This window comes from Pseudomonas halotolerans, assembly GCF_039581215.1.
GTDB lineage: Bacteria > Pseudomonadota > Gammaproteobacteria > Pseudomonadales > Pseudomonadaceae > Aquipseudomonas > Aquipseudomonas tehranensis.
Window position 1 is genome coordinate 328,400 of record NZ_JBCNTJ010000003.1, and the last position, 21,765, is coordinate 350,164.

The following is a 21,765-nucleotide window of genomic DNA, read 5'->3' on the forward strand; positions in this document are numbered from 1 at the left end:
CACCGGCCGGGCAAACCGTTAGCCTGCTTTCTTTTATTCCCGGCGCGCGCCATGATGAAGCCCTCTTACCGCCGCCCGCGAACGAGCCCCATGTCAGCACACCCACCCGCCTCCAGTTCCCTGTCGATCACCTTGCAGATCATCTCCATCGTTTTCTATACCTTCATCGCCTTCCTCTGCATCGGCCTACCGATTGCTGTGATACCGGGCTATGTCCACGACCAGTTGGGCTTCAGTGCCGTGGTGGCCGGGCTGACCATCGGCTCGCAGTATCTGGCGACGCTGCTCAGTCGGCCTATGGCCGGGAGGCTGTCGGACAGCATTGGCACCAAACGGGCGATCGTTTATGGGCTGTACGGCATTTTGCTCAGTGGGTTATTGACGTTGCTCTCGACGCTGCTGCAAAGCTTTCCAATGCTCAGCCTGCTGATTCTGATTGCCGGGCGTTTGCTGCTTGGCGTGGCCCAGGGAATGATTGGCGTGGGCACTATCAGTTGGTGCATGGGCCAGGTGGGTGTGGAACACACGGCCCGCTCAATCTCGTGGAACGGCATCGCGTCCTATGGCGCCATTGCCATCGGCGCGCCGCTGGGGGTGGTGATGGTGGGTGAGCTGGGCTTTGTCAGCCTGGGGATCGCATTGTCGCTGCTGGCCGGCACGGCGCTGCTGCTGATCCGCAACAAGCCGTCGGTGCCGGTCATTCGCGGCGAGCGGCTGCCCTTTTGGGCGGTGTTCGGGCGTATTGCACCGTTCGGAACGAGCCTGTGCCTGGCCTCGATCGGCTACGGTACGCTCACCACGTTCATCACATTGTTTTATGTCAGTCGCGGCTGGACGGGGGCGGCCTGGTGCCTGACGGTGTTTGGCATCTGTTTCATCCTGGCGCGCCTATTGTTCATTTCCAGCATCGCCCGCTTCGGAGGCTTCAGAACAGCCATTGCCTGCATGTGTATAGAAACCCTGGGGCTGGTGTTGCTGTGGCTGGCACCTTCCACCGCGTTCGCACTGATCGGCGCGGGGCTGGCCGGGTTCGGGCTGTCGCTGGTGTATCCGGCGTTGGGTGTGGAGGCCATCAAGCAAGTACCGAATACCAGCCGTGGCGCAGGACTGAGCGCCTATGCGGTGTTCTTCGACCTGGCGCTGGCGATTGCCGGGCCCTTGATGGGCGCGGTGGCGTTGAATCTGGGATATTCCTCGATCTTTTTCAGTGCGGCACTGCTGTCGATCATCGGACTGGGGCTGACTTTACTGCTGCGTCGCCGTACCGAAAAAGCCGCGTATTGATCGACCTTCTGCAAACCAACCAGGCCGGTACGCCCAGGCCTGGTGTTTTTTGCACGGTCTTTAAGCTGCGGCGAATTGCTCGCTGATCTGCAGCTTGGCTTCGCTCATGGCCTTAGTGCGCATCTCGTCACCGTAAGCGAGGCCCTCGGCGCGAACGAACTCGATGTCGGTAATGCCGAGGAAGCCGAACAGTAGCTTCAGATACTCCTCATGCGCCACGCCGCTTGGCTGGCCAGCATGCAAGCCGCCTGAGGTGGAAACGATCACCAGTTTCTTGCCACCACACAGGCCTTCGGGGCCGGCTTCGGTGTAGCGGAAGGTTTGGCCGGCCACGGCGATACGGTCGATCCAGGCCTTGAGCTGGGTCGGAATGGTGAAGTTATACATCGGTGCTGCGATGACCACCGCGTCCGCCGCCAGGAACTCGGCCATGGTCGAGGCGCTGAGGTCAGTCTCGTGCTTCTGGGCGGCGTCGCGCAGTTCAGCGCTGGTACCGGCGGCGATCAGGGTCTGCGCGGAAAAGTGGCTGATGGCATCGGCGGCCAGGTCGCGGTAGGTCACGACGACGTCCGCTTCGGCAGCTTTCCAGGCCTCAACCACGTCATGGCTCAATTGGCGGGACGCGGAATTGTCGCCCAGGATGCTCGAATCGATGTGCAGCAGTTTCATGTCAGTGCTCTCCAAGTGAGGATCGCGACCAGGCGATCAATTGAGGACAATCCTATCGATGAAGCCAATAGCCGATAAGTCAGCATTAATGCGATAGTTCGTTCCACTGACAGGACAATAGAGCTCGATATGCAAGACCTTAACGATCTGTACTACTTCGCCAAAGTGGTCGAAGCCGGTGGTTTCGCCGCCGCCGGGCGCCTGTTGGGTATTCCCAAGTCGCGGCTGTCACGGCGTATCGCTGAACTGGAAGAACGCCTTGGCGCCCGACTGCTGCAACGAACCACCCGCCAGTTGAAGCTCACGGCTGTGGGCGAGCCTTATCTGCGTCATTGCCAAGCCATGCTGCTGGAAGCCGAGATGGCCGATGAAGCCGTGGCAAGCATGTCCACTGAGCCGCGTGGGCGCCTGCGGGTTTCCAGTCCGGTGGGCTTGGCTCACCAGATGCTGGGCGGGGTGATCGCCAGTTTCCTGGAAAAATTCCCTCAAGTGCAGCTGGAAATGATGCTGGTCAATCGGCGGGTAGACCTGGTGAGCGAAGGCATCGACGTGGCATTGCGCGTGCGCGATCTGGGGGACGAAGACCCGCTGCTGATGACGCGACGGCTGCGTCAGGCGCGACTGATCATGGTCGCCAGCCCGGCGTTCGTCGAAGGACGACAGATCAATACCCCGGAGGATCTCAAGAAGCTGCCGATACTCGGAGCACTGGACGCCGATCGCCTGGTCCACCTGCGTCTGCTCAAGGCCAACGCAGAGCCCGTCGAACTGGCCCTGGAAGCCCGGCTGGGTATTGACGACTTCATTGTGCGCCGTGCCTGCGCCCTTGCCGGCCTGGGTTTCACCTTGTTGCCGAGCATGTATTGCGAGGAGGAACTGCAGGACGGCACACTGGTGGAATTGTTGCCCGAATGGTCGCTGCCGGACGGTTGGCTGCAGGCGGTTTACCCGCACCGACGCGGCATGCTGCCGGCGGTACGCGCCTGGATCGACCATCTGGTAGACGCATTCGAAAGCTGTGGGGATAGGAAAATATGAGCTTGAGCGAAGCGGATGTCGCGCACTTCTGCCTGGGTTTGCCGGGCGCCAGGGAAGATTACAAATGGGGCGGCGTGCGGGTATTTTCCATTGCCGGCAACAAGATGTTTGCCCTGCAGAACCTGCGGGGCGAATCACTGGCGTTCAAGGTCGACAAGGATCTGTTCCTGGGGCATTGCGACCGCCCCGGGATTGGCCCGGCGCCGTACCTGGCGCGAGCCCAGTGGATCATCATGCAGACGCCCTACCCGCTGGGCGCCGATGAGCTGCGTGGCCTGCTGCAGCGCTCCCATCAATTGGTGGTGAGCAAACTGCCCAAGCGCACGCAGGTTAGCTTGCTGCTGCCGTGACACTCAGAACAGCATCAGCAGGTGTCCCAGGAACAATTGGTCGATCCAGAACACCTGATGCAGCAACACGATGAACCAGAACACCACCTGAAACGGCACCTTGCGGGTCTTGTGCCGAAACACCTGCTGGGCCAGCAGCGCCCCGGGCCAGCCACCGGCCAGTTCCACGGCATGCAATACGTTTTCCGGGATGCGCCAGGCGTCAGCGCGGGCCTTGCGCTTGTCGCTCCAGTACAGCAAAAACGTCACCATGCTGACGAGGCCGTAGGCCGTCAGCGGCACCCAGGACACCGCGCGCAACCCGAGCAAAAGCGCCCCAAATAGCGGTAAGGCGCACACCAGCGCAAATACCACGAGCTTGAGCCGCAAACGCTGCACTGCCGGGCCCGGCTCGCGGTCCGGGCGGCTCATGGCTGGGCCGCCGTCCAGTCCACCCAACCGAATTGCCAGGTGGCCAGAATCAACAGGCCGAACGCGATCCGGTACCAGGCGAATACCGCGTAGCTGTGGCTGGCGATGAACAGCAACAAGCCCCTGACCGCGATCATGGCGAAAATGAACGCCGTGACGAAGCCGATGGCGAACACCGGAAAATCCGCCGGCACGAACAGCTCGCGATATTTATAGCCTGAGTAGACGGCTGCGCCGACCATGGTTGGCATCGCCAGGAAGAACGAAAACTCGGTCGCGGTCTTGCGCGACAGCCCGAACAGCAAGCCGCCGATGATGGTCGAGCCTGAACGGGAGGTGCCGGGAATCATCGCAAGGCACTGGGCGAAGCCGACTTTCAGTGCATCCTTCCAGGTGATGTCGTCTACCGTTTCGGCATGCACTGTATGCTGGCGCTTCTCGGCCCAGAGCATCACGAAACCACCCAGCACCAACGCCGTGGCCACGGTGATCGGGTTGAACAGGTATTCGTGGATCAGGTCTGCAAACAGCACGCCCAAGACCACGGCGGGCATGAAGGCAATCAGCAGGTTGGCCGTAAACCGGCGAGCGCTGGGCTGGGTACGCAAGCCCAGTACCACGTCGAAGATCTTGCGCCGAAACTCCCACACCACCGCCAGGATCGCCCCCAGCTGGATAATGATGTTGAACGCCATCGCGCGCTCGCCGCCGAACTCGAGCAAGTCCGCGACAATGATCTGGTGCCCCGTGCTGGAGATCGGCAGGAACTCCGTCAAGCCTTCTACCACGCCAAGAATCAGTGCCTGAAAGGCGGTCCACAAATCCATTCATCCCCCAAAAGACTATGCTTGCGCACGTCTCATCAAAATTTAAGCGTTATGCAGGTGTAAACAGCAGGCGCACGGTGACTGCGATTTCTCAAAAAAACCAATGAAAAAACTGGAACAGGCTCAGGTTTTGCGCCGCGGGGCCGAAATCCTATCAGACAAGCCCTGATAACGCTGCCGCGTTATGGCTCTTGGGCACCAGGTCCTACCTGCCCGCGCCGGATTCAGGCGGTCAGATGACAAGAATAAGAAACCGGAGTGACAGCGTATGAATAGCTTGCGCAATGTGTCGATCAGCCGACGCTTGTGGCTCATCCTGGTCGTGTCCATCGTGATGTTGTTCACCTTGGGCGCGTTCATGCTTAAGCAGATCCACACCGACCTGTATCAGGCCAAGGTGCAGAAAACCCAGCATGTGGTCCAGACTGCCAGTGGTGTACTGAGCTACTACCATGGCCTGGAAACAGCGGGCACCCTGACCCGCGAGGTCGCGCAGAAGCAGGCGCTTAGTGCGGTGCGCGGCTTGCGCTATGACCAGAGTGATTACTTCTGGATCAATGACCTGACCCCCGTAATGGTCATGCACCCGACCAACCCGAAACTCGAAGGCCAGAACCTCTCGGCAATTCGCGACCCGAATGGTTTTGCGCTGTTCAACGAGATGGTCGCCATTGCCAAGGCCAAGGGCGCGGGCATGGTGGATTACCTCTGGCCGAAACCGGGCGCTGAGGCGCCAGTGGCGAAAACCTCTTACGTCAAATTGTTCGAGCCCTGGGGCTGGATCATCGGTTCGGGCGTGTACGTGGATGACGTGCAGGCAGAATTCCAGTCTCAAGTGATCAAGGCCTCGCTGATCGGCCTGGCGATCACCCTGCTCATGGGCTTGCTCCTGACCCTGATCGTGCGCAGCATCGTTCGGCCGTTGCAGGAAACGGTCAATGCCATGGCCAACATTGCCAGCGGCGAAAGCGACCTGACTCGCACCCTCGACACCCATGGCCAGGATGAAGTGACGCAACTGGCCCGGCATTTCAATGCCTTTACCGCCAAATTGCGCGAAGTCGTCAGCCAGTTGCAGGACTCGGCCCGTGCGCTGGGGCAATCGTCCAACGAACTGGGTAACGACGCCGCCCAGGCCCAGGAGCGCAGCCAGCAGCAATCGCAACAGATGGAACTGGTGGCCACTGCAATCAACGAAGTGACCTACGGCGTGCAAGATGTCGCCAAGAACGCCGAACACGCCGCCAGCGAAATGCGCGATGCCGAATCCCAGGCCCAGCAAGGCCAGGTCAACATCGACGGCAGCCTGCAGCAGATCGACCGACTCTCCCAGACCATCGACCAGGCGGTGGAAGTGATCCGCACCCTGGCCAGCGAAAGCACCCAGATCGGCAGCGTGCTGGAGGTGATCCGCTCCATTGCCGAGCAAACCAACCTGCTGGCCCTCAACGCCGCGATCGAAGCGGCCCGCGCCGGTGAACAAGGTCGCGGCTTTGCCGTGGTGGCCGATGAAGTGCGGCTGCTGGCCCAGCGCACGCAGAAGTCCACCGCCGAGATCCAGGCGATGATCGAACGCTTGCAGAACCATTCCGAGGCGGCGGTGAAAGTCATCAGCGACAGCAGCCGTGCTTCGCAATTGACCATTGAACAAGCCGGGCTGGCAGGTGCCAGTCTCAATGCTATCGGTCAGGCCCTGCGCAACCTCAACAGCCTGAACGCCTCCATCGCCAGCGCCACGCTGCAACAGGCCCATGTGGTGGAAGACATCAACCAGAACGTCACCCAGGCTGCGGGTCTGTCCCACAGCACCGCCCTGGCGGCCGAGCAATCGAGCCTGGCGAGCACCCGCCTCAAGTCGCTGAGTGAACAATTGAACGGGTTGCTGAAGCAGTTCAGGGTCTAGCGCGTGTTTCCTCGCCCGGGCGAACATGGGGTAGCACAGACTTGTAACGTCGATGGAGGGAACTGGATGAGCTGATCATTCGGCGGTTTTTGGCCTTGAATCGACGCAAATGGACTTATTCGCCTGAAAATTGATCCCACTACTTGAGATTGTCCCAAACGGTACCCAGCGGTGCCGTTGCAAGGGATTTCAAGAGAGCGTGAATACCGTTGCCCCAGCCGGGCAAAAATTGCGCATCATAGGCGCCGTCCGCTCAGGGGAGATTTACATGCGTGCCATTTCATCCGTCATGCGTCTTATCGGGCTGTCGCTGGGCCTGGCCTTCGCCACCAGTGTCCTGGCCAACGAAGAGACGCAACTGGTCGAGTCCATCAACCTTTACCGCAGCCAGTCGCAAAGCTGCGCGGATCAAGCTTCTCTGGAGTTGCCGCCGCTGGCCATGGACTCGCGGCTGATCCTGTCGGCCAACGGCATTGGCGACCTGCAGCAGGCGTTGGCCCGCACGGCCTATCCCATGGTCAACGTGCAGGCCATCAGCCTGTCCGGGCCGCGAGACGCGCAAGCTGCGATGAAAGCGGTGCGGGAGAGCTTCTGCCAGGTGGTGCTGGATCCACAGTTCGTCGACATCGGCGTCAGTCGCCTGGATCGCGAATGGCGAATCGTGTTGGCGCGCCCACTGTTGTCGGCGCGCCTGGGAGACTGGCAGGCCGAAGGCCAGAAGCTGCTGAAGCTGATCAACACGGCTCGTGCCCAGCCGCGGCGCTGCGGCACCGAAGCCTTCACGGCCACCACGCCGCTGACCTGGAACGCCACGCTGGCTCTGGCCGCCGTGAGCCACAGCCGCGCCATGGCCAACAACAACTTCTTTGACCACAAGGATCGCGACAACCGTATGCCCGGCGACCGCGCCGAGCTGGCCGGTTACCTCGGCCAATTGATTGGCGAGAACATTGCCGCTGGACAGGATACAGCCCTCAAGGTGGTGGACGGCTGGCTGGCAAGCCCCGGGCATTGCGCCAATCTGATGAACCCGCAGTTCAAAGAGCTGGGCGCCGGCTATGCCATGGACCCAAAGAGCGATGCCGGGATTTATTGGACCGCGATGTTTGGCACCCAATAGCCGATTCTTGTGGGAGCGAGCTTGCTCGCGATGACGATGACACTGTCATTGCTGGCGCAGCGTTTGCCGCAAATGCTGCATGAATTGGCTCAACGACGGTGACTGGGCCACTGGTTTGCGTTGTAACAAGCCGATCGAACGTTTGCCGGGCTGGTCGATGGCGATCACAGCGCACTGCTCACCCATATTGAACACTGCCGTGCAACTGGCCGGCAGCAGGGAAAATCCCAACCCTTCGCGTACCAGCGCAGTGGCGGTGCTCATGTGCGCCACCTCCCAGGCCGGCTCAGGCTCGACATTCAGGTAGCGCAACGCTGCGTCGGCCAAGGGCCGGATACTGGTGTCGGGGGTCAAGGCGATATAGGGCCTGCGCTTCCAGTCGTCCAGACTGTCACGCTGATGGTCCTTGTGGGTCAGCAACACGAGATTGTCATCCAGCAGGCGCACAAAGCTGAGCCCGGACAGGTCGTCGGGTAACGAGGTAATGCCCGCGTCTACCTCGCCGCGCTGCACCCAGCCCATGATCTCCCCGGCCCGACCATCCAGTACGCTCACCCGCACACCGGGGTGTTGGCGCTGGAACGCGGCGATGACGACAGGCAGGAACGAAGCCGCAGCCGTGGGCAGTGCCGCCAGGCGCAGGGAGCCGCGACTCAGGCTGAGGGTGTCGCGAGCGTCGCGTACGGCATCGTCCATGTCCCTGAGCATGCGCCGGGCCTGGGGCAGGAAGTGCTCGCCGGCCAGCGTCAACTCGACACTGCGGGTGTTACGCGCCAGCAACTGCAATCCCATGGTCTCTTCCAGTTTGCGGATGCTGTAGCTCAGCGCCGGTTGGGACAGGTGAAGCTGTTCAGCGGTGCGCGTGAAGCTTGAGGTTTCCGCGATCAGGATAAAGGCACGCAGCTGTCGGAAAGAAACGTTCATGGCGGCACTTATAAAGATAATGGATCAATTGATTCTACCTTTAAAATTCACAGAACAATCCATGCCCGCCACTATGGGCCATCCCCTCAGTGGAAACGGACATGACCAAAACAATTCTCGTCGGATGCGGCGCCGGTTTTGCCAATGATCGCCCGGACGCCGCCTTGCGCCTGGCCCAGGATCTGGCGCAACGAAACGGCCAGCGCTACATCATGCTGGAACTGCTGGCCGAACGGACGCTGGCCGAAGCACAGTTGCGCAGGGGGCTCGATCCTCAAGCCGGATACGCCTCTCGCCTGTTCGATTTCCTCGAACCGATGCTGGATGTGTGTATCGAAGCCGGGATCCCCATCATTACCAATGGTGGCGCAGCCAATCCCAGAGCCGCCGCGCAGCGCCTGCGAGCAACACTGGCAGGACGCTATCCGACATTGAAAATTGCCTGCGTTCTGGGCGATGACCTGCTGGAAGAAACCCCGCCGCGCTTCGAGCAATGGCTGCCCCAGGATCTGGCAGACGTGGTATCGGTCAATGTCTACACCGGGGCCGACGGCATTCATACGGCGCTGCAAGAAGGTGCCGGCATCGTACTGTGCGGGCGCGTGGCCGATCCCTCGCTGGCGGTGGGCGCGATTCGCCATGGGCTGGGCTGGGCCGCCGACGACTGGCAGAAAATGGCCATCGCCACCGCGACCGGGCATTTGCTGGAATGCTGCACCCAGGTCACCGGCGGGTACTTTGCCCACCCTGGGGTCAAAGAGATCCCGGACCCGGCGAACCTCGGTTGCCCAATTGCCGAAATCCATGAGGATGGACGCTTGATCATTGGCAAAACCCTGGGCAGCGGGGGGCGCGTCAGCGAACAGACGGTCAAGGAGCAATTGCTATACGAGGTGCATGATCCGCGCCGCTACCTGACCCCGGATGTGGTGCTGGACCTGGGACAAGCCCGCGTCCACGACCTGGGTGATGACCGCGTTGAGGTCAGCGGCCTGCTGGGCCATCCGCGCCCCGATACGCTCAAGGGCTTGGCCGGTGTGCGCGGGCTATGGTTCGGCGAGGCGGAAATTTCCTATGCCGGCCCCGGTGCCGTAGCCCGCGCCGCCTTGGCCCGAGAGATTCTGCTGCAACGTTTTGAGCGGCTGGCGCCGGGCGTACAGCCCTGGATCGATTTGTCGGGTGTCGCCAGCCTGTTCAATGACCACGGAGGCCGCTATCTGGAACAAAGACTGGCTCTGGCGCCGGCCCTCGACGATGTGCGTGTGCGCGTCGGCCTCACCCACACCGACCAGGCAATGGTCCAGACCCTGTTGGCCGAAGTGGAGTCGCTTTACACCAACGGTCCGGCCGGCGGTGGCGGCGTTCGCCGGCACCTCGCTGAAGCCGTCACCACCCGCAGTTTCCTGCTGCCACGCAGCGAAATCCACACGACCCTGGAGTGGTACTGATGAATCTGGTCACCCTCGCCGACTTCGCCCACGCTCGTGCCGGAGACAAAGGCAACATCCTCAGCATTGCGGTATTGCCCCTCGATCCGGCGCACTACCCCTGGTTGCTGCGCGAATTGACCTGCGAACGAGTCGCCGAACAATTTGCCACGCGCCAGCCGTCCAAAGTGCATCGCTATGAACTGCCGAATCTGCACGCGCTGAATTTCGTCCTCGAAGACGCCCTGGAAGGCGGCGTCAACCTCAGTTGCGGCCTTGATCGGCATGGCAAGAGTTTGAGTTATCTGCTCCTGGCCCTGCGCCTGCCCAGACCACAGGGCTGAAGGACTCACGCGCCCGTCCCGTCGACAACAATAAAAAGAGAGGCTGCACCATGATTACAACGTTGGGTTTTTTGATGATGCTGGTCATCATCGGGCTGATCTTGCTGCGCAGGATCAGCCCCGTCGTCGCCTTCACCACCCTCCCCGTCGCCGCCTGCCTGCTGGCCGGTTTCAACCCCGGACAAATTGGCGAGTTCATCAAGGCCGGATTGATCACCGTGGCGCCCACCGCCGCGCTGTTTCTGTTTGCCATTCTGTTTTTCGGGATCATGCGTGATCGTGGGCTGTTCGACCCGCTGGTCAATCTGCTGATCCGCAGCACCGGTGGCAAGCCGCTGGCCGTGGCAGTGGTCACGGTGCTGGTGACGTCGGTGGTGCATCTGGACGGGGTAGGTGCCGCGACATTTTTGCTGACCATTCCGGCACTGTTGCCGTTGTACAAGCGCCTGAACATGAACCCGGCCATGCTGTTGTGCCTGGTGGGCACCACCGCCGGGGTGATCAACATGGTGCCTTGGGGCGGCACCACGGCCCGGGCCGCCGCGGTTTCAGGGCTGGACGCCACCGAGCTTTGGCTGGGCTTGCTGCCAGTGCAACTGGTGGGCCTGGTTTGCATGTTGCTGGTGGCGACGGTACTGGGCTCGCGCGCCCAGCGTCGTCGGCCGATGTCCTTGGGAGCGGCCGCCAGCGTCGATCTGGACAGCCTGGCCAGCGAAGGTCGCGAGTTCGGCCTCTCGCCCCGCGACCTGCGGTACTGGCTGAACGTGGCGCTGACCGGTGCGATCCTGGCGTGCCTGTTCACCGGTATCTTTCCGCTCTATGCCTGTTTCATGGTGGGATTGGGCATTGCCCTGCCGCTGAACTTCCCCTCCCTGGACGCCCAGGCCGAACGCCTCAAGGCCCATGCGTCCGACGCCCTGCAAATGGTCCTGGTGATGATGGCCGCCGCCGTGTTGTTGGGTGTGCTCTCCGGGGCAAAAATGTCCGATGGCATGGCCTTGGCACTGATCGACTTTCTACCGGCCGGCTCCGCTCAGTACCTGCATGTAATCGTCGGTTTTTTTGGCGTCCCCCTGGGGATGATCTTTTCGCCGGACGCCTACTACTTTGCCCTGTTGCCGGTAATCAGGGACGTGGCCGCCGCCGCGGGCGTGCCCCTGGATGCGGTGGCCCGGGCCATGCTGATCGGTGAAAACACCGGTTTCTCCATCAGCCCGGTGGTGCCCAGCGTGTACCTGGCCCTGGCGTTGTCCGGCGTGGAGTTGCGCAAACACATCGCCTACACCTTTTTCTGGGCCTGGGGCGTCAGCCTGGTGATGCTCACCTTCGCCGTGGCGACCGGGGCGGTACAGGTCTAGGTTTCCGGGCGGGGAACGGATTTTCAGTGTGCGCCGAAGATCAACGATCGGTGCACGCCCGATCCCGCCCGCACGCCATCGCCCACGGACAGTGCCACCGAGCCGAAGGGCATGGCCGCATCACCACAGGCAAACACCCCCGGCACGCTGGTTTCACCGGTCAGGTCGGTCTGGATGAAGGCGCCGAGCGGGCCATCTTCGAACTCACACCCCAGAGAGGCGGCCAACGAGCTGCCCACGCGGGTACGCGGTAAGACGAACAGCCCCTCAATGGCGACCACGCGCCCCCCTTCCAGCACCACATTCGCCCGCTCGCCTTCAATGCGTTCGACCGGTTCGGCCACCAGCGTCACCCCACGTAGCTCGAGGCTGGCCCGTTGCTCCGGGTCCGGCTCGAATACGCCATTGGTGAAGAACGTCGTCGGCCCCCAGTCGGGAAGCATCATGGCGTGGTGCAGCGACATGGGCGACGTTGCCAGCACGCCGATCGGCCCCTGGTCCAACTCATAACCGTGGCAGTAAGGGCAGTGGAACACGCTTTTGCCCCAGCGCTCGGCCAGCCCTTGCACCGCCGGCAACTCATCGACCACTCCGGTGGCCAACAGCAGGCGTTGGGCATTGAGCCGTTGCCCACCAGCGGTTTCCAGAGTGAAGCCGCCCTCCTCCCTGCGAGCCTGGACCACGGTGTCCGACAGCCACTCCACCGTCGGATAAGCCATGAGCTGGGCGCGGGCATCCTCGGCGATGTCAGCGGGCGCACGGCCATCCTGTCCAAGAAAACCATGGGAAGTCGCAGCAAACCGATTACGGCGTAGCCCCCCATCGATCACCAACACCTTTCGCCGGGCCCGTGCCAGTTGCAAACCTGCCGACATACCCGCGTAACTGCCGCCTGTAATGATGACGTCGTAACCCATGATCTTTCTCCAAGGGTGGTGTTCGAAGGACCGCTAAAGTCTCGACACATCGTAAGTTCCTTGAAAAGCGCCTGTCAACGATCTCGTAACTTTTGCAATTACAGGCGATACTCAGCCCGTCTCAACCACCGAACAACGCCGTTATCATGAGAAACGACACGCGCCTATCCCGCATGCTTCATGTGCTCATCCACATGGATCGTCACCAGCAATCCGCCACCTCCGACACCCTCGCGCAGATGCTCGGCACCAACCCTGTGGTGGTGCGCCGGACCATGGCGCTGCTCAAGGAACAGGGCTACGTCACGTCGGAAAAAGGCCACCGCGGCGGCTGGACGTTGAGCAAGTCCCTGGCAGAAATGACCCTGCTCGACATCCATCAAGCCTTGGGCAGTACGTCGATTTTTGCCATCGGCCTGTCCACCGATCACCCGCAGTGCCTGGTGGAGCAAGCGGTGAATGCGGCGCTGACGGACGCATTCGATGAGGCCCAAGCGTTGCTGCTCAAGCGTTTGGGCAGCATCACCCTGGCGCAGCTGGCCGAGGATTTTGATCAGCGTTTTCGGGACGGGCACGGCTGAGGGGGGAAGCGGGCCTGATCTCGGACATTAAGATCGGCCACCCATCGGCAGACTGTTGCTGCTCCAGGCCAACGGCACGGACGTCGCCGGCTGCCGGGTGGCATTGAACTACGCGGTGAATGGCGAGCAGCTGTGATAGCGCTTCAGCAGTTGATCAAGGCTCCATGGAACCTCACACTTGCATTCCGGTGCCCGCTCGACCTTCCAATGGCAGCCCCACAAAACGACCATGAACGAAATCATCAGTGACATCGGCGTCGCCGCCGAATCGATTGGCCAACCGCGCACGCTTGTGTTCCTGGCCTATCCGCAAATGGGTCTGTTGGACCTGACCGGCGCGCAGACGGTCTTTTGGGCCGCGACCAAAGCCATGCTCGAACGCAACCGGCCCGGCTACCGGATGCACACCGCCAGCCTGGACGGTGGGCTGATGCAAACCGCCGAAGGCCTGGCCGTGGATACCGCCGCTCTCCGCCAGTTCGACGCGGCTGTCATCGACACGCTGATTGTGCCTGGAGCACCCAACATACGTCAGGCGATGATCGACTGTGTCGACCTGGTGCAATGGCTGCAAAAGGCCGCAGTCAAGGCCAGGCGCACCGCGTCGGTATGCAGCGGAACGTTTCTGCTGGCTCAGGCCGGGTTGTTGGACGGACGACGGGCCGCCACGCACTGGGCCATGTGCGAGATGCTCAAGACGGGTTTTCCATTGATCGAAGTGGACCTGGACGCGATTTTCGTCCAGCAGGACAGCGTATGGACCTCGGCGGGCGTCAGCGCCGGTATTGATATGGCACTGGCCTTGGTCGAAGCCGATTGCGGTCGCGACGTGGCCTTGCAGGTGGCCCGGGAGCTGGTGGTATTCCTCAAGCGGCCCGGTGGGCAGGCGCAGTTCAGCCAGTTGCTGCAATCACAGATGCAGGACAGCGCCGGGTTCGAGGCATTGCACCTATGGATTGCCGACCATCTGGCCGACGATGACCTGACCGTCGAGCGGCTCGCCCGGCAGGCGCGGATGAGCCCGCGCAATTTTGCCCGGGTCTACAAACGCCAGACTGGACGAACCCCGGCCAAAGCGGTCGAGATGTTCCGCCTGGAAGCCGCGCGACGGCTGCTGGAAGACTCCCAGCGCAACATCGACCAGATTGCGCGCTCATGCGGTTTCGGTGACGAGGAGCGAATGCGCCACTCCTTTCAGCGCCACCTGTCGATTTCCCCCCGAGAATATCGCAACCGGTTTTCCCGCTGACGGCGCCACCCTCGCGGCTGTCAGGCGACTTTTCTGGATGGCGCCTGCGGATCGGCCTGCTCGGCCAAGAGCGCGCTGCAGCGGGAGCGTAACCAACGTTCCGCCGGATCATTGTGGGAGGCGGCGCGCCAGACCATGGACAGTTCATGCTCGGGCAAGCGAATCGGGGCCGGTTCGGTCCGTAAACCTGGCGCCAACGTCATCGCTCGGGCGACATAATCCGGCACGATGGCGATCATGTCACTTTGCGCCAGCAACACCGGCAAGGCACTGAACTGCGGCACCGTCAGCACCACCCGACGCTGGCGGCCCATCTGGCATAACGCTCGGTCCGAATCGTCAGTGACATTGCCCATGGACGACACCACGGCATGGGGCCGACAGCAGAATTGGTCCAGGGTCAGCTTGTCGGGGTGAGAATCGGCCCGCAACAGCATCGGCCGGACCGCACGTAGCATCTTGCGCCGGGCGTTGGCCGGCAGCTCCAGGGTCGGGCTGATCCCCAAGGAAATCTCTCCGCTGGCCAAGAGCTGCGACATTTGCCATTGATCAGTCCGGCGCACCACCAGCGTCATACCCGGCGCCTCGCCTCTCAGCCGTCGCAGCAGGTCCGGCAATAACGCATATTCGACGTCGTCGCAGAGCCCGATATGGAAAGTGGCCTCGCTGGTGCCCGGTTCGAATGTCTGGCAGCGGCTCAAAGCTGCGGCGATACAGTCCAATGCCGGAGAAAGATTAGAAAAAATCTCCCGCGCTCTGAAGGTCGGCTCCATCAGTCGCCCGGACCGGATGAACAAGGGGTCATCGAACATCACCCGCAAGCGCGCCAAAGCGTTGCTTATGGTGGGCTGTCCGAGGAACAGCTTTTCGCTGACGCGCGTGACATTTTGCTCATGCATCATGGTTTCGAAGACAACCAGCAGATTGATGTCAGCACGACGCAGGTCATTTCTGTTCATCATAGTCGTCGCCTCAGGCGCCAGGCCATTGAGTCAGGGTAGAGAAGTTCATCCCCTGCGCCACCATCAAGACACTGCGGCGAAGGGGTGTTACGAGACTATTCCCCTACCGGCCCCGTGTCTGTCGTACGTGGGGACACTCAGCCCACCCTTTGGGCAACATCATCGATACTTCGGTATATACCCCCCCTGGCGAACACCGCCCTTGTGGCGAGGGGATTTATCCCCGCTTCGCAGCGCAACGGGGATAAATCCCCTCGCCACAAGGGCGGTGTGGGCACGGCCTGGCGGAATTTCAGGGTTTTATGTCCTACCTCAGCCCAAGCGGCGCTTCTAAGATACGAACCGATGCTCTGTCCCCCGACATCCCAGAGCGAGACCACGTAATAACAAAAGGTCTGCCAGCGTGCCCCTACCCTCCGCGATGCTCAAGAACGTCTATGACAGCCTGCGATACACCCCATGCCAGAAGGGGCCACGACTGTCGATGGGAATCAGTACCCACCCGCTGGTCAACGCCCTCGGTTGGGCGGTGGGATTGGTAGTGGCCTGTGGGATTGTCATCATCAATTCAGAAACCCACTCCGACCTGGCCCCCACCCTGCTGTACATCACCTTGCTGTTGATGGCGGCCAATCTGTTCTCGATCAACCTGGTAATCACCGTCGCATTAATGTGCATGCTCTTGCTCACCGCGATGTTCCTGTACAACGGCGGCTACCATCGCTGGGATTCGACCACCGGTTTTTTCCGCTGCCTGACAGCGCTGTCGGCCATTGCCTTCCTGGCGCTGCGCAGCAAGCAGGCTTCAGACAGCTTGCGGCATAACGAGGCCTACCTGATCGGTGCCCAGCGCTTGAGCCAGACGGGCAGCGTGGGCTTTCGCGGTGATCGGCAAAACATATCCTGGTCGGAGGAATCTGCACGGATCTTCGAATACCCACCCAGCAAGGCGCCGACGGTTTCGATGATGCTCGAACGCACGCACCCCGAAGACCTTGAACTGGCACGCGGGGTTTTCCAACAGGCCGCCCGCCGCGAACCGCAGATTGAGGTCAAGCTGCGCCTGCTGATGCCTGACGGGCGTATCAAGCATATCCACATGATCGCCAGTCCCACGCTGTTGCAACACGGCCATTTCCAGTACCTCGGCGCGCTCATGGACATCACCGCCAGCAAGCAGGCCGAAGAAGCGTTGTTCCGCGCTCAGACCCAACTGGCCCACGTCACCCGTCTGACTTCGCTGGGGGAAATGGCCGCCTCCATTGCCCACGAAGTCAACCAGCCATTGACGGCCATTACCAGCAGCGGCGAAGCCTGCCGCCGATGGCTTCAACGCCCCGAACCCGACCTTAAAGAGGCCCTCGACTCCCTCGACCGGATCATCGCCAACGGGTGTCGCGCCAGTGAGGTCATCAGCCGCATCCGGGCGCTGTCACGCAAGTGTGATCCGTTGCGTCGCCCCGAGCCGCTGGACGATATCGTCAGCGAGACGCTCTACCTGGTCCAGCAGCAACTGGCTCATCACAAAGTCAGGGTGCAAGTGGATCTGGCGACGAGCGGCGTGCAGGTCAGCGCAGACCGGGTGCAACTGCAGCAAGTGATCATCAACCTGATCATCAATGCCTGCCACGCCATGGATGGGATCAAAGTGCGCGAGCCCATTCTGCAGATCCGCACCTGGCTGCAAGCCAATGAGGCTGTGCTGGAGGTGACCGACCAAGGAACCGGCATCGCCGCCGACATGCTGCCCTCCTTGTTCAATGCCTTTTTCACCACCAAGGAAAATGGCCTGGGCATGGGCCTGTCCATCTGCCGGTCCATCATCGACTTTCATGAGGGCAGGATCTGGGCAACCAGCGAGGTTGGCCAAGGCACATCATTCAGGTTCGCACTGCCGTTGTTAACGTGCGCATCGTTGTCCGGGGAGCCCCAATGAGCCCTTATTCCCACAAGCATCCAGCCACCTGCACCGCCCCCCTCGTCTACATCGTCGACGACGATGCCCCTCTGCGCGAATCCCTCGGCAGCCTGCTGCGCTCCATTGGCCTGCAGGTTCAACTGTTCAGCTCGGTCGCAGGGTTCATGCAGCATCCCAGGCCCGATCTGCCCAGTTGCCTGGTACTGGACGTACGCCTGCAGGGCACCAGCGGCCTGGATTGCCAGCGCGAGCTGGTTGCCGCCAACGTTCAACTACCGATCGTGTTCATGACCGGCCATGGCGATATCGCCATGACCGTTCGAGCGATGAAGGCCGGCGCGGTGGACTTCCTCGCCAAGCCGTTTCGCGAGCAAGACCTGATTGATGCTGTGGCCGCCGCCCATCAACAGGATCGGCTGCGTCGCGAAGCCGAGCGCAACCACCAACACCTGCTTGAGCGCTACCTCACCCTGACGCCGAGGGAGCAGCAAGTCATGGCGCTGGCGGCGTCGGGACTGATGAACAAGCAGATTGCCGCCGAGATAGGCTTGAGCGAAATCACGGTCAAGATTCACCGTGGCCAGGCCATGCGCAAAATGTCCGCGCGCTCCTTTGCCGACCTGGTACGCATGGCCCAGGCCTTGGAACTTGCCAGCGACCAGTAACGCTTTCATACCCACGTATACTTGGCGGGACGCCTGAACCGCGTATCTTGCAATGATCGCGGGTGCCTCTATGGCAACCTGATATCACTGCCAGGTATCAACATGTCCAACAGTGCAATTATTTCAGTCGTTGATGATGACGAATCGGTCCGAATTGCACTGGATGGCTTGTTACGCTCCCACGGCTATCGGGTCAACACATTCGCCAACGCCCTGCAATTTCTGTCTTCCAGTGAACCTGGCAAAACCGCCTGCCTGATATCGGATATACAGATGCCTGGCATGACGGGCATTCAGATGTATGAACAGCTGTCTTCCCTGGGCATTCGTATCCCGGTCATCTTCATTACCGGCCACCCCGGTGCTCCACCCCGTCTCAGCGCGGCGGCTCCCACGCCGCGGGCATTTTTCCCAAAGCCGTTCGACTGCGCTGCGCTGATCGCTTGCATCGAGTCGGTACTTGAACGTCCTTTTTGACTTCAGCGCACCATCCATACCTTCGTATAACTCACCCCCTACCCACGCATAGGCCCGATGACCCTATGTAGAAGTGTTGGATGTGACCGCGGCGAATACCATTTGCTGCAGCGAGCCGAAGCTGGATGCGCTGGATGTTCAAGCATCCAAGCCACGCAATTTTGGGTATTTCGCAGCACTGGCACGCGGGGGAAACCCACCCTTTCAACGTATCGATTTTGTCTTCGGGAGCAACTCATGAAACAGCATATTCTGGTGATTGGCGCAGGTTTCGGCGGGGTATGGAGCGCCCTTGGTGCGGCCCGCCTGCTGGACCAGCATGATCGCAATGACGTACAGATTACCGTCCTGGCGCCACAAGCGGAGTTACGAATCCGGCCCCGGTTCTATGAGCCGAATGTCCACACCATGATGGCTCCGCTGGGCGGGCTGTTCGATGCGGTGGGGATAACATTCGTGCAGGGCTCGGCGAGTACTATCGACGTCGATAGCAAACGGGTTGGCTACGTGGACGTCTTCGGGACACAGGGCACGTTGGGCTACGACCGCTTGGTGCTGGCGGCGGGCAGCAAACTGATCCGTCCCGACCTCAAGGGCATGATGGAACATGCGTTCGACGTCGATGAGATCGAACAGGCAACACGCCTGGAAGCCCACATCAAGTCCCTCAAGCATCTGCCGGACAGCCCTGGCCGTAACACCGTAGTGGTGGCCGGTGGTGGTTTCACCGGCATCGAAACCGCGACTGAGATGCCTGCGCGTTTACGCGCCATCCTGGGCGAGGACGCCAACATCCGCGTCATCGTGGTGGAGCGCGGGCCGCAAATCGGCGCGTCGATGGGCGACGGTATTCGCCCGTCCATCATCGAAGCTTCCGACCACCTGGGCATCGAGTGGCGGGTCAATGTGTCGGTCGACTCGGTGGATGCTGACGGCGTCACCCTTTCCGATGGCCAGCGTATCGAGTCCAGGACTGTGATCTGGACCGTGGGCTTCCGTGCCAGCCCTTTAACCCAACAAGTGCCGGGCACCCGAGACCCTCAAGGTCGCCTGCACGTCGATGGACATCTGAAGGTAGTGGGACAGAACGACATATTCGCCAGCGGTGACGTGGCCTATGCCGCCACCGACACGCTTGGCAACTACGCGGCGATGTCCTGCCAGCACGCCATCGCCCTGGGGCGTTATGCCGGCCACAACGTCGCGGCGGACCTGCTGGGTGTCGCTCCGATGACCTACAGCCAGCCCAAGTACGTGACTTGCCTGGACCTGGGTGCCTGGGGCGCGGTATTCACCGAAGGTTGGGACCGCCAGCTCAAACTGGTCGGGCAGGAAGCCAAGGAACTCAAAACCCAGATCAACACGGTGTGGATCTACCCTCCGGCCGCCGACCGTGCCACAGCCCTGGCTGCGGCTGATCCGTTGATTCCGGTGGCTTGACTCACCCGCCATAGCCCGGCCAGTCCCCTCCTTTCTGTGCCGGTTTTCCCGAACACCTGCCGTTGCTTTTTGGGCAGGTGTTTTTTCAGTCCAGGTGCCACGTTTCGAACTCATGGGTCCTGTCGACGTGGGTAGGGGCAAACACCACCTGGCGCTTGAGTTTATCCGTGACTTGCCTTGTATCAGGGTTGTAGGAGTAATTCTGTCGATGAGTGGTTGGGTAAGCATGGGATATCTGGGTGTAGGCAGCCTGCGCACGCCCCTGATTGGGCCATAGATTGGCATCGGCTGCCGCGTTCGGGTAAACGCCCGTCACATAGTATTGTTCGAACCTGAACTTAACTCTGATATTGCGCGCTACCACATCGGCATGCCGGAGAAATCCAGGTATCAAGTAGTTTGTGCACTCCTGGCAGGGGCTCCATTTGCCGACAAAAATGACCGTGGAATGCGCCGGTATGCTGTGGATGGCGCCATATTTCTCGCTCAGCATCTGCATCAAATGTTGTTCGACGTGAATATTCCCACCGGCGAATGAGAAATTCGCAATACCTTGAAAATCGATAACGCCAGTCGCCAGCTTCACCACCACGACAGCCTGCATGGTGTGCTGCTCCGGGAATAAATGGAGCGTGTGCCGCCCCTCGTACGTTGCGCGCCCCATACGAACCTCCTTTTCCAAAAAAGAATCCAAGAAACGCACACAAACGACGGTGCGTTTCTTTATTTCAGTCTCACAGGCTCAAAGCACTATAGACAGCGATCGGTCTTGCTGCCCGGGCCCCTCGACACAAGAGGTGCCCGGACTGAAGGTCACCCAGTTCAAATATCGCCATTGCCCAGCAAAATGCGTTGCAATGCCCGCCCTTCGCACAAGCGGCACAAGGTAAGGTAGACAAAAATCATCCCGATCGAGGTGTACCGTGGCCTCCTATTCCCTGCGTCAGCTGAAATACTTCGTCACCACTGTCGAGTGTGGCAGCGTCGCTGAAGCCTCCCGCAAGCTGTACATCGCCCAGCCCTCGATTGCGACCGCCGTCAAAGGGCTGGAAGACAGTTTCGGCGTGCAGTTGCTCATCCGTCACCACGCCCAGGGTGTGTCACTAACCCCCAGCGGTGCGCGCTTCTATCGCAAGGCCCAGGAACTGCTGCGCATGGCGCGAGAGTTCGAGCAGAACGCGCTGGCCGATAACGACGTGGTCAGCGGTCAGATCGACATCGGCTGCTTCGAGACTGTCGCCCCCCTGTATTTGCCCCGATTGATCGCCGGTTTCCGCCAGCGTTACCCAGGCGTGGAGATCCGTCTTCAGGACGGTGAGCAACAGGAGCTGGTGCAAGGTTTGACGGGGGGGCGTTTCGACCTGGCGATTTTCTATGAGCACGACCTGGACGGCACCATCGAGACCGAGGCGCTGATGGCGCCGCAACAACCCTACGCGCTGCTGCCGGCGGGGCACCGCTTTGCCAGCCAGGCTCAGGTGTCCCTGCGCGACTTGGCACTGGAGCCGATGATTCTGTTGGACGTGCAACCCAGCCGGACCTATTTCGTGAGCATTTTCGAGGAGTTGGGCCTGACACCGAACATCGTTTTCAGCTCACCCTCGATCGAAATGGTGCGTGGCATGGTCGGGCAATCGTTCGGCTTTGCGCTGCTGGTAACCCGGCCACACTCCACCTGCACCTACGATGGGCAGCAAGTGGTGTGCGTCAACATCGCCGAGGACGTGACCGGGTCGGCACTGGTGGCGGGATGGCTCAGGCGCGCGCACCTGACCAAACCTGCGCAGTTATTCGTGGATTACTGCAAAGAGCAGTTCAAACAATGGCTGGCCTGATGCCCAGTCAAACACCGAACCCTGTGGCGAGGGAGCTTGCTCCCGCTGGGGGCGAAGCGCCCCCAA

The 21,765-nt window shown here is 61.1% G+C and carries 22 protein-coding genes; 15 read left to right on the forward strand and 7 right to left on the reverse strand.

Annotation, left to right across the window (positions count from 1 at the left end; genetic code table 11):
• The first annotated feature begins 90 nt into the window (after nucleotides 1-90).
• Nucleotides 91-1,284, forward strand: a complete 1,194-nt coding sequence (locus tag AAIS01_RS06160; protein ID WP_343468265.1) for an MFS transporter — start codon at nucleotides 91-93, stop codon at nucleotides 1,282-1,284.
• A gap of 60 nt (nucleotides 1,285-1,344) precedes the next feature.
• Here the strand turns inward: AAIS01_RS06160 and AAIS01_RS06165 are convergent, their stop codons facing one another.
• Nucleotides 1,345-1,953: an FMN-dependent NADH-azoreductase gene (locus tag AAIS01_RS06165; protein ID WP_343468266.1), complete on the reverse strand. Its 609-nt coding sequence runs from the start codon at nucleotides 1,951-1,953 to the stop codon at nucleotides 1,345-1,347.
• A 129-nt stretch (nucleotides 1,954-2,082) separates the two neighbouring features.
• Here AAIS01_RS06165 and AAIS01_RS06170 point away from each other — a divergent pair, with 129 nt between their 5' ends.
• Both AAIS01_RS06170 and AAIS01_RS06175 read left to right on the forward strand, forming a co-directional pair.
• Complete coding sequence (locus AAIS01_RS06170; RefSeq protein WP_343468267.1) at nucleotides 2,083-2,991, forward strand: LysR substrate-binding domain-containing protein; 909 nt, start codon at nucleotides 2,083-2,085, stop codon at nucleotides 2,989-2,991.
• The gene (locus tag AAIS01_RS06175) at nucleotides 2,988-3,341 is read left to right on the forward strand and encodes an MmcQ/YjbR family DNA-binding protein (RefSeq protein WP_343468268.1); all 354 of its coding nucleotides are present in this window, start codon (nucleotides 2,988-2,990) and stop codon (nucleotides 3,339-3,341) included. Before AAIS01_RS06170 ends, AAIS01_RS06175 begins: the two co-directional genes overlap by 4 nt.
• A gap of 3 nt (nucleotides 3,342-3,344) precedes the next feature.
• Here AAIS01_RS06175 and AAIS01_RS06180 read toward each other — a convergent pair whose 3' ends face one another.
• The gene (locus tag AAIS01_RS06180) at nucleotides 3,345-3,752 is read right to left on the reverse strand and encodes a DUF1294 domain-containing protein (RefSeq protein ID WP_343468269.1); all 408 of its coding nucleotides are present in this window, start codon (nucleotides 3,750-3,752) and stop codon (nucleotides 3,345-3,347) included.
• A complete protein-coding gene (locus AAIS01_RS06185; protein ID WP_092398075.1) occupies nucleotides 3,749-4,579 on the reverse strand; it encodes an undecaprenyl-diphosphate phosphatase in 831 nt (276 codons plus the stop codon). Before AAIS01_RS06185 ends, AAIS01_RS06180 begins: the two co-directional genes overlap by 4 nt.
• A 268-nt stretch (nucleotides 4,580-4,847) precedes the next feature.
• Between AAIS01_RS06185 and AAIS01_RS06190 the strand changes: the two genes are divergently transcribed.
• Nucleotides 4,848-6,482: a methyl-accepting chemotaxis protein gene (locus AAIS01_RS06190; protein ID WP_343468270.1), complete on the forward strand. Its 1,635-nt coding sequence runs from the start codon at nucleotides 4,848-4,850 to the stop codon at nucleotides 6,480-6,482.
• A 268-nt stretch (nucleotides 6,483-6,750) separates the two neighbouring features.
• The gene (locus tag AAIS01_RS06195) at nucleotides 6,751-7,602 is read left to right on the forward strand and encodes a CAP domain-containing protein (protein WP_343468271.1); all 852 of its coding nucleotides are present in this window, start codon (nucleotides 6,751-6,753) and stop codon (nucleotides 7,600-7,602) included.
• A gap of 45 nt (nucleotides 7,603-7,647) precedes the next feature.
• Here AAIS01_RS06195 and AAIS01_RS06200 read toward each other — a convergent pair whose 3' ends face one another.
• Complete coding sequence (locus tag AAIS01_RS06200) at nucleotides 7,648-8,526, reverse strand: LysR family transcriptional regulator (protein WP_343468272.1); 879 nt, start codon at nucleotides 8,524-8,526, stop codon at nucleotides 7,648-7,650.
• A gap of 101 nt (nucleotides 8,527-8,627) precedes the next feature.
• Here AAIS01_RS06200 and AAIS01_RS06205 point away from each other — a divergent pair, with 101 nt between their 5' ends.
• The 3 genes from AAIS01_RS06205 to AAIS01_RS06215 are packed head-to-tail and all read left to right on the forward strand — an operon-like array spanning nucleotide 8,628 to nucleotide 11,655.
• Nucleotides 8,628-9,974 carry an acyclic terpene utilization AtuA family protein gene (locus AAIS01_RS06205; protein WP_343468273.1) on the forward strand — a complete coding sequence of 449 codons (1,347 nt, stop codon included), beginning with the start codon at nucleotides 8,628-8,630 and terminating at the stop codon, nucleotides 9,972-9,974.
• Nucleotides 9,974-10,297 (forward strand): AtuA-related protein, encoded by a 324-nt coding sequence (locus AAIS01_RS06210; RefSeq protein WP_214912366.1) that lies wholly within the window; start codon nucleotides 9,974-9,976, stop codon nucleotides 10,295-10,297. Before AAIS01_RS06205 ends, AAIS01_RS06210 begins: the two co-directional genes overlap by 1 nt.
• A gap of 50 nt (nucleotides 10,298-10,347) precedes the next feature.
• Nucleotides 10,348-11,655 (forward strand): CitMHS family transporter, encoded by a 1,308-nt coding sequence (locus AAIS01_RS06215; RefSeq protein ID WP_343468274.1) that lies wholly within the window; start codon nucleotides 10,348-10,350, stop codon nucleotides 11,653-11,655.
• 23 nt (nucleotides 11,656-11,678) lie between these two features.
• On the opposite strand, the gene AAIS01_RS06220 is transcribed toward AAIS01_RS06215, so the two are convergent.
• The gene (locus tag AAIS01_RS06220; protein ID WP_343468275.1) at nucleotides 11,679-12,572 is read right to left on the reverse strand and encodes an NAD(P)/FAD-dependent oxidoreductase; all 894 of its coding nucleotides are present in this window, start codon (nucleotides 12,570-12,572) and stop codon (nucleotides 11,679-11,681) included.
• Nucleotides 12,573-12,718: 146 nt separating this feature from the next.
• Here AAIS01_RS06220 and AAIS01_RS06225 point away from each other — a divergent pair, with 146 nt between their 5' ends.
• Both AAIS01_RS06225 and AAIS01_RS06230 read left to right on the forward strand, forming a co-directional pair.
• Nucleotides 12,719-13,153 carry an Rrf2 family transcriptional regulator gene (locus tag AAIS01_RS06225; protein WP_092398055.1) on the forward strand — a complete coding sequence of 145 codons (435 nt, stop codon included), beginning with the start codon at nucleotides 12,719-12,721 and terminating at the stop codon, nucleotides 13,151-13,153.
• A 229-nt stretch (nucleotides 13,154-13,382) separates the two neighbouring features.
• On the forward strand, nucleotides 13,383-14,402 hold the full coding sequence (locus AAIS01_RS06230) for a GlxA family transcriptional regulator (RefSeq protein ID WP_343468276.1): 1,020 nt from the start codon (nucleotides 13,383-13,385) through the stop codon (nucleotides 14,400-14,402).
• A 20-nt stretch (nucleotides 14,403-14,422) separates the two neighbouring features.
• Here the strand turns inward: AAIS01_RS06230 and AAIS01_RS06235 are convergent, their stop codons facing one another.
• A complete protein-coding gene (locus tag AAIS01_RS06235) occupies nucleotides 14,423-15,364 on the reverse strand; it encodes a LysR family transcriptional regulator (RefSeq protein ID WP_343468277.1) in 942 nt (313 codons plus the stop codon).
• A 484-nt stretch (nucleotides 15,365-15,848) separates the two neighbouring features.
• Between AAIS01_RS06235 and AAIS01_RS06240 the strand changes: the two genes are divergently transcribed.
• The 4 genes from AAIS01_RS06240 to AAIS01_RS06255 all read left to right on the forward strand — a co-directional run bounded on the left by AAIS01_RS06240 (nucleotide 15,849) and on the right by AAIS01_RS06255 (nucleotide 19,864).
• Nucleotides 15,849-17,300: a PAS domain-containing sensor histidine kinase gene (locus AAIS01_RS06240; protein WP_431191910.1), complete on the forward strand. Its 1,452-nt coding sequence runs from the start codon at nucleotides 15,849-15,851 to the stop codon at nucleotides 17,298-17,300.
• Nucleotides 17,297-17,947: a response regulator transcription factor gene (locus AAIS01_RS06245; RefSeq protein ID WP_343468279.1), complete on the forward strand. Its 651-nt coding sequence runs from the start codon at nucleotides 17,297-17,299 to the stop codon at nucleotides 17,945-17,947. The genes AAIS01_RS06240 and AAIS01_RS06245 overlap by 4 nt, the downstream gene beginning before the upstream one ends.
• Before the next feature lie 102 nt (nucleotides 17,948-18,049).
• Nucleotides 18,050-18,424: a response regulator transcription factor gene (locus AAIS01_RS06250; protein ID WP_343468280.1), complete on the forward strand. Its 375-nt coding sequence runs from the start codon at nucleotides 18,050-18,052 to the stop codon at nucleotides 18,422-18,424.
• A gap of 237 nt (nucleotides 18,425-18,661) precedes the next feature.
• On the forward strand, nucleotides 18,662-19,864 hold the full coding sequence (locus AAIS01_RS06255) for an NAD(P)/FAD-dependent oxidoreductase (RefSeq protein WP_343468281.1): 1,203 nt from the start codon (nucleotides 18,662-18,664) through the stop codon (nucleotides 19,862-19,864).
• Nucleotides 19,865-19,949: 85 nt separating this feature from the next.
• Here AAIS01_RS06255 and AAIS01_RS06260 read toward each other — a convergent pair whose 3' ends face one another.
• Nucleotides 19,950-20,528 carry a hypothetical protein gene (locus tag AAIS01_RS06260; RefSeq protein ID WP_343468282.1) on the reverse strand — a complete coding sequence of 193 codons (579 nt, stop codon included), beginning with the start codon at nucleotides 20,526-20,528 and terminating at the stop codon, nucleotides 19,950-19,952.
• Between the two features lie 259 nt (nucleotides 20,529-20,787).
• On the opposite strand from AAIS01_RS06260, the gene AAIS01_RS06265 reads away from it, so the two are divergent.
• On the forward strand, nucleotides 20,788-21,699 hold the full coding sequence (locus AAIS01_RS06265; protein WP_343468283.1) for a LysR substrate-binding domain-containing protein: 912 nt from the start codon (nucleotides 20,788-20,790) through the stop codon (nucleotides 21,697-21,699).
• Nucleotides 21,700-21,765 lie beyond the last annotated feature (66 nt).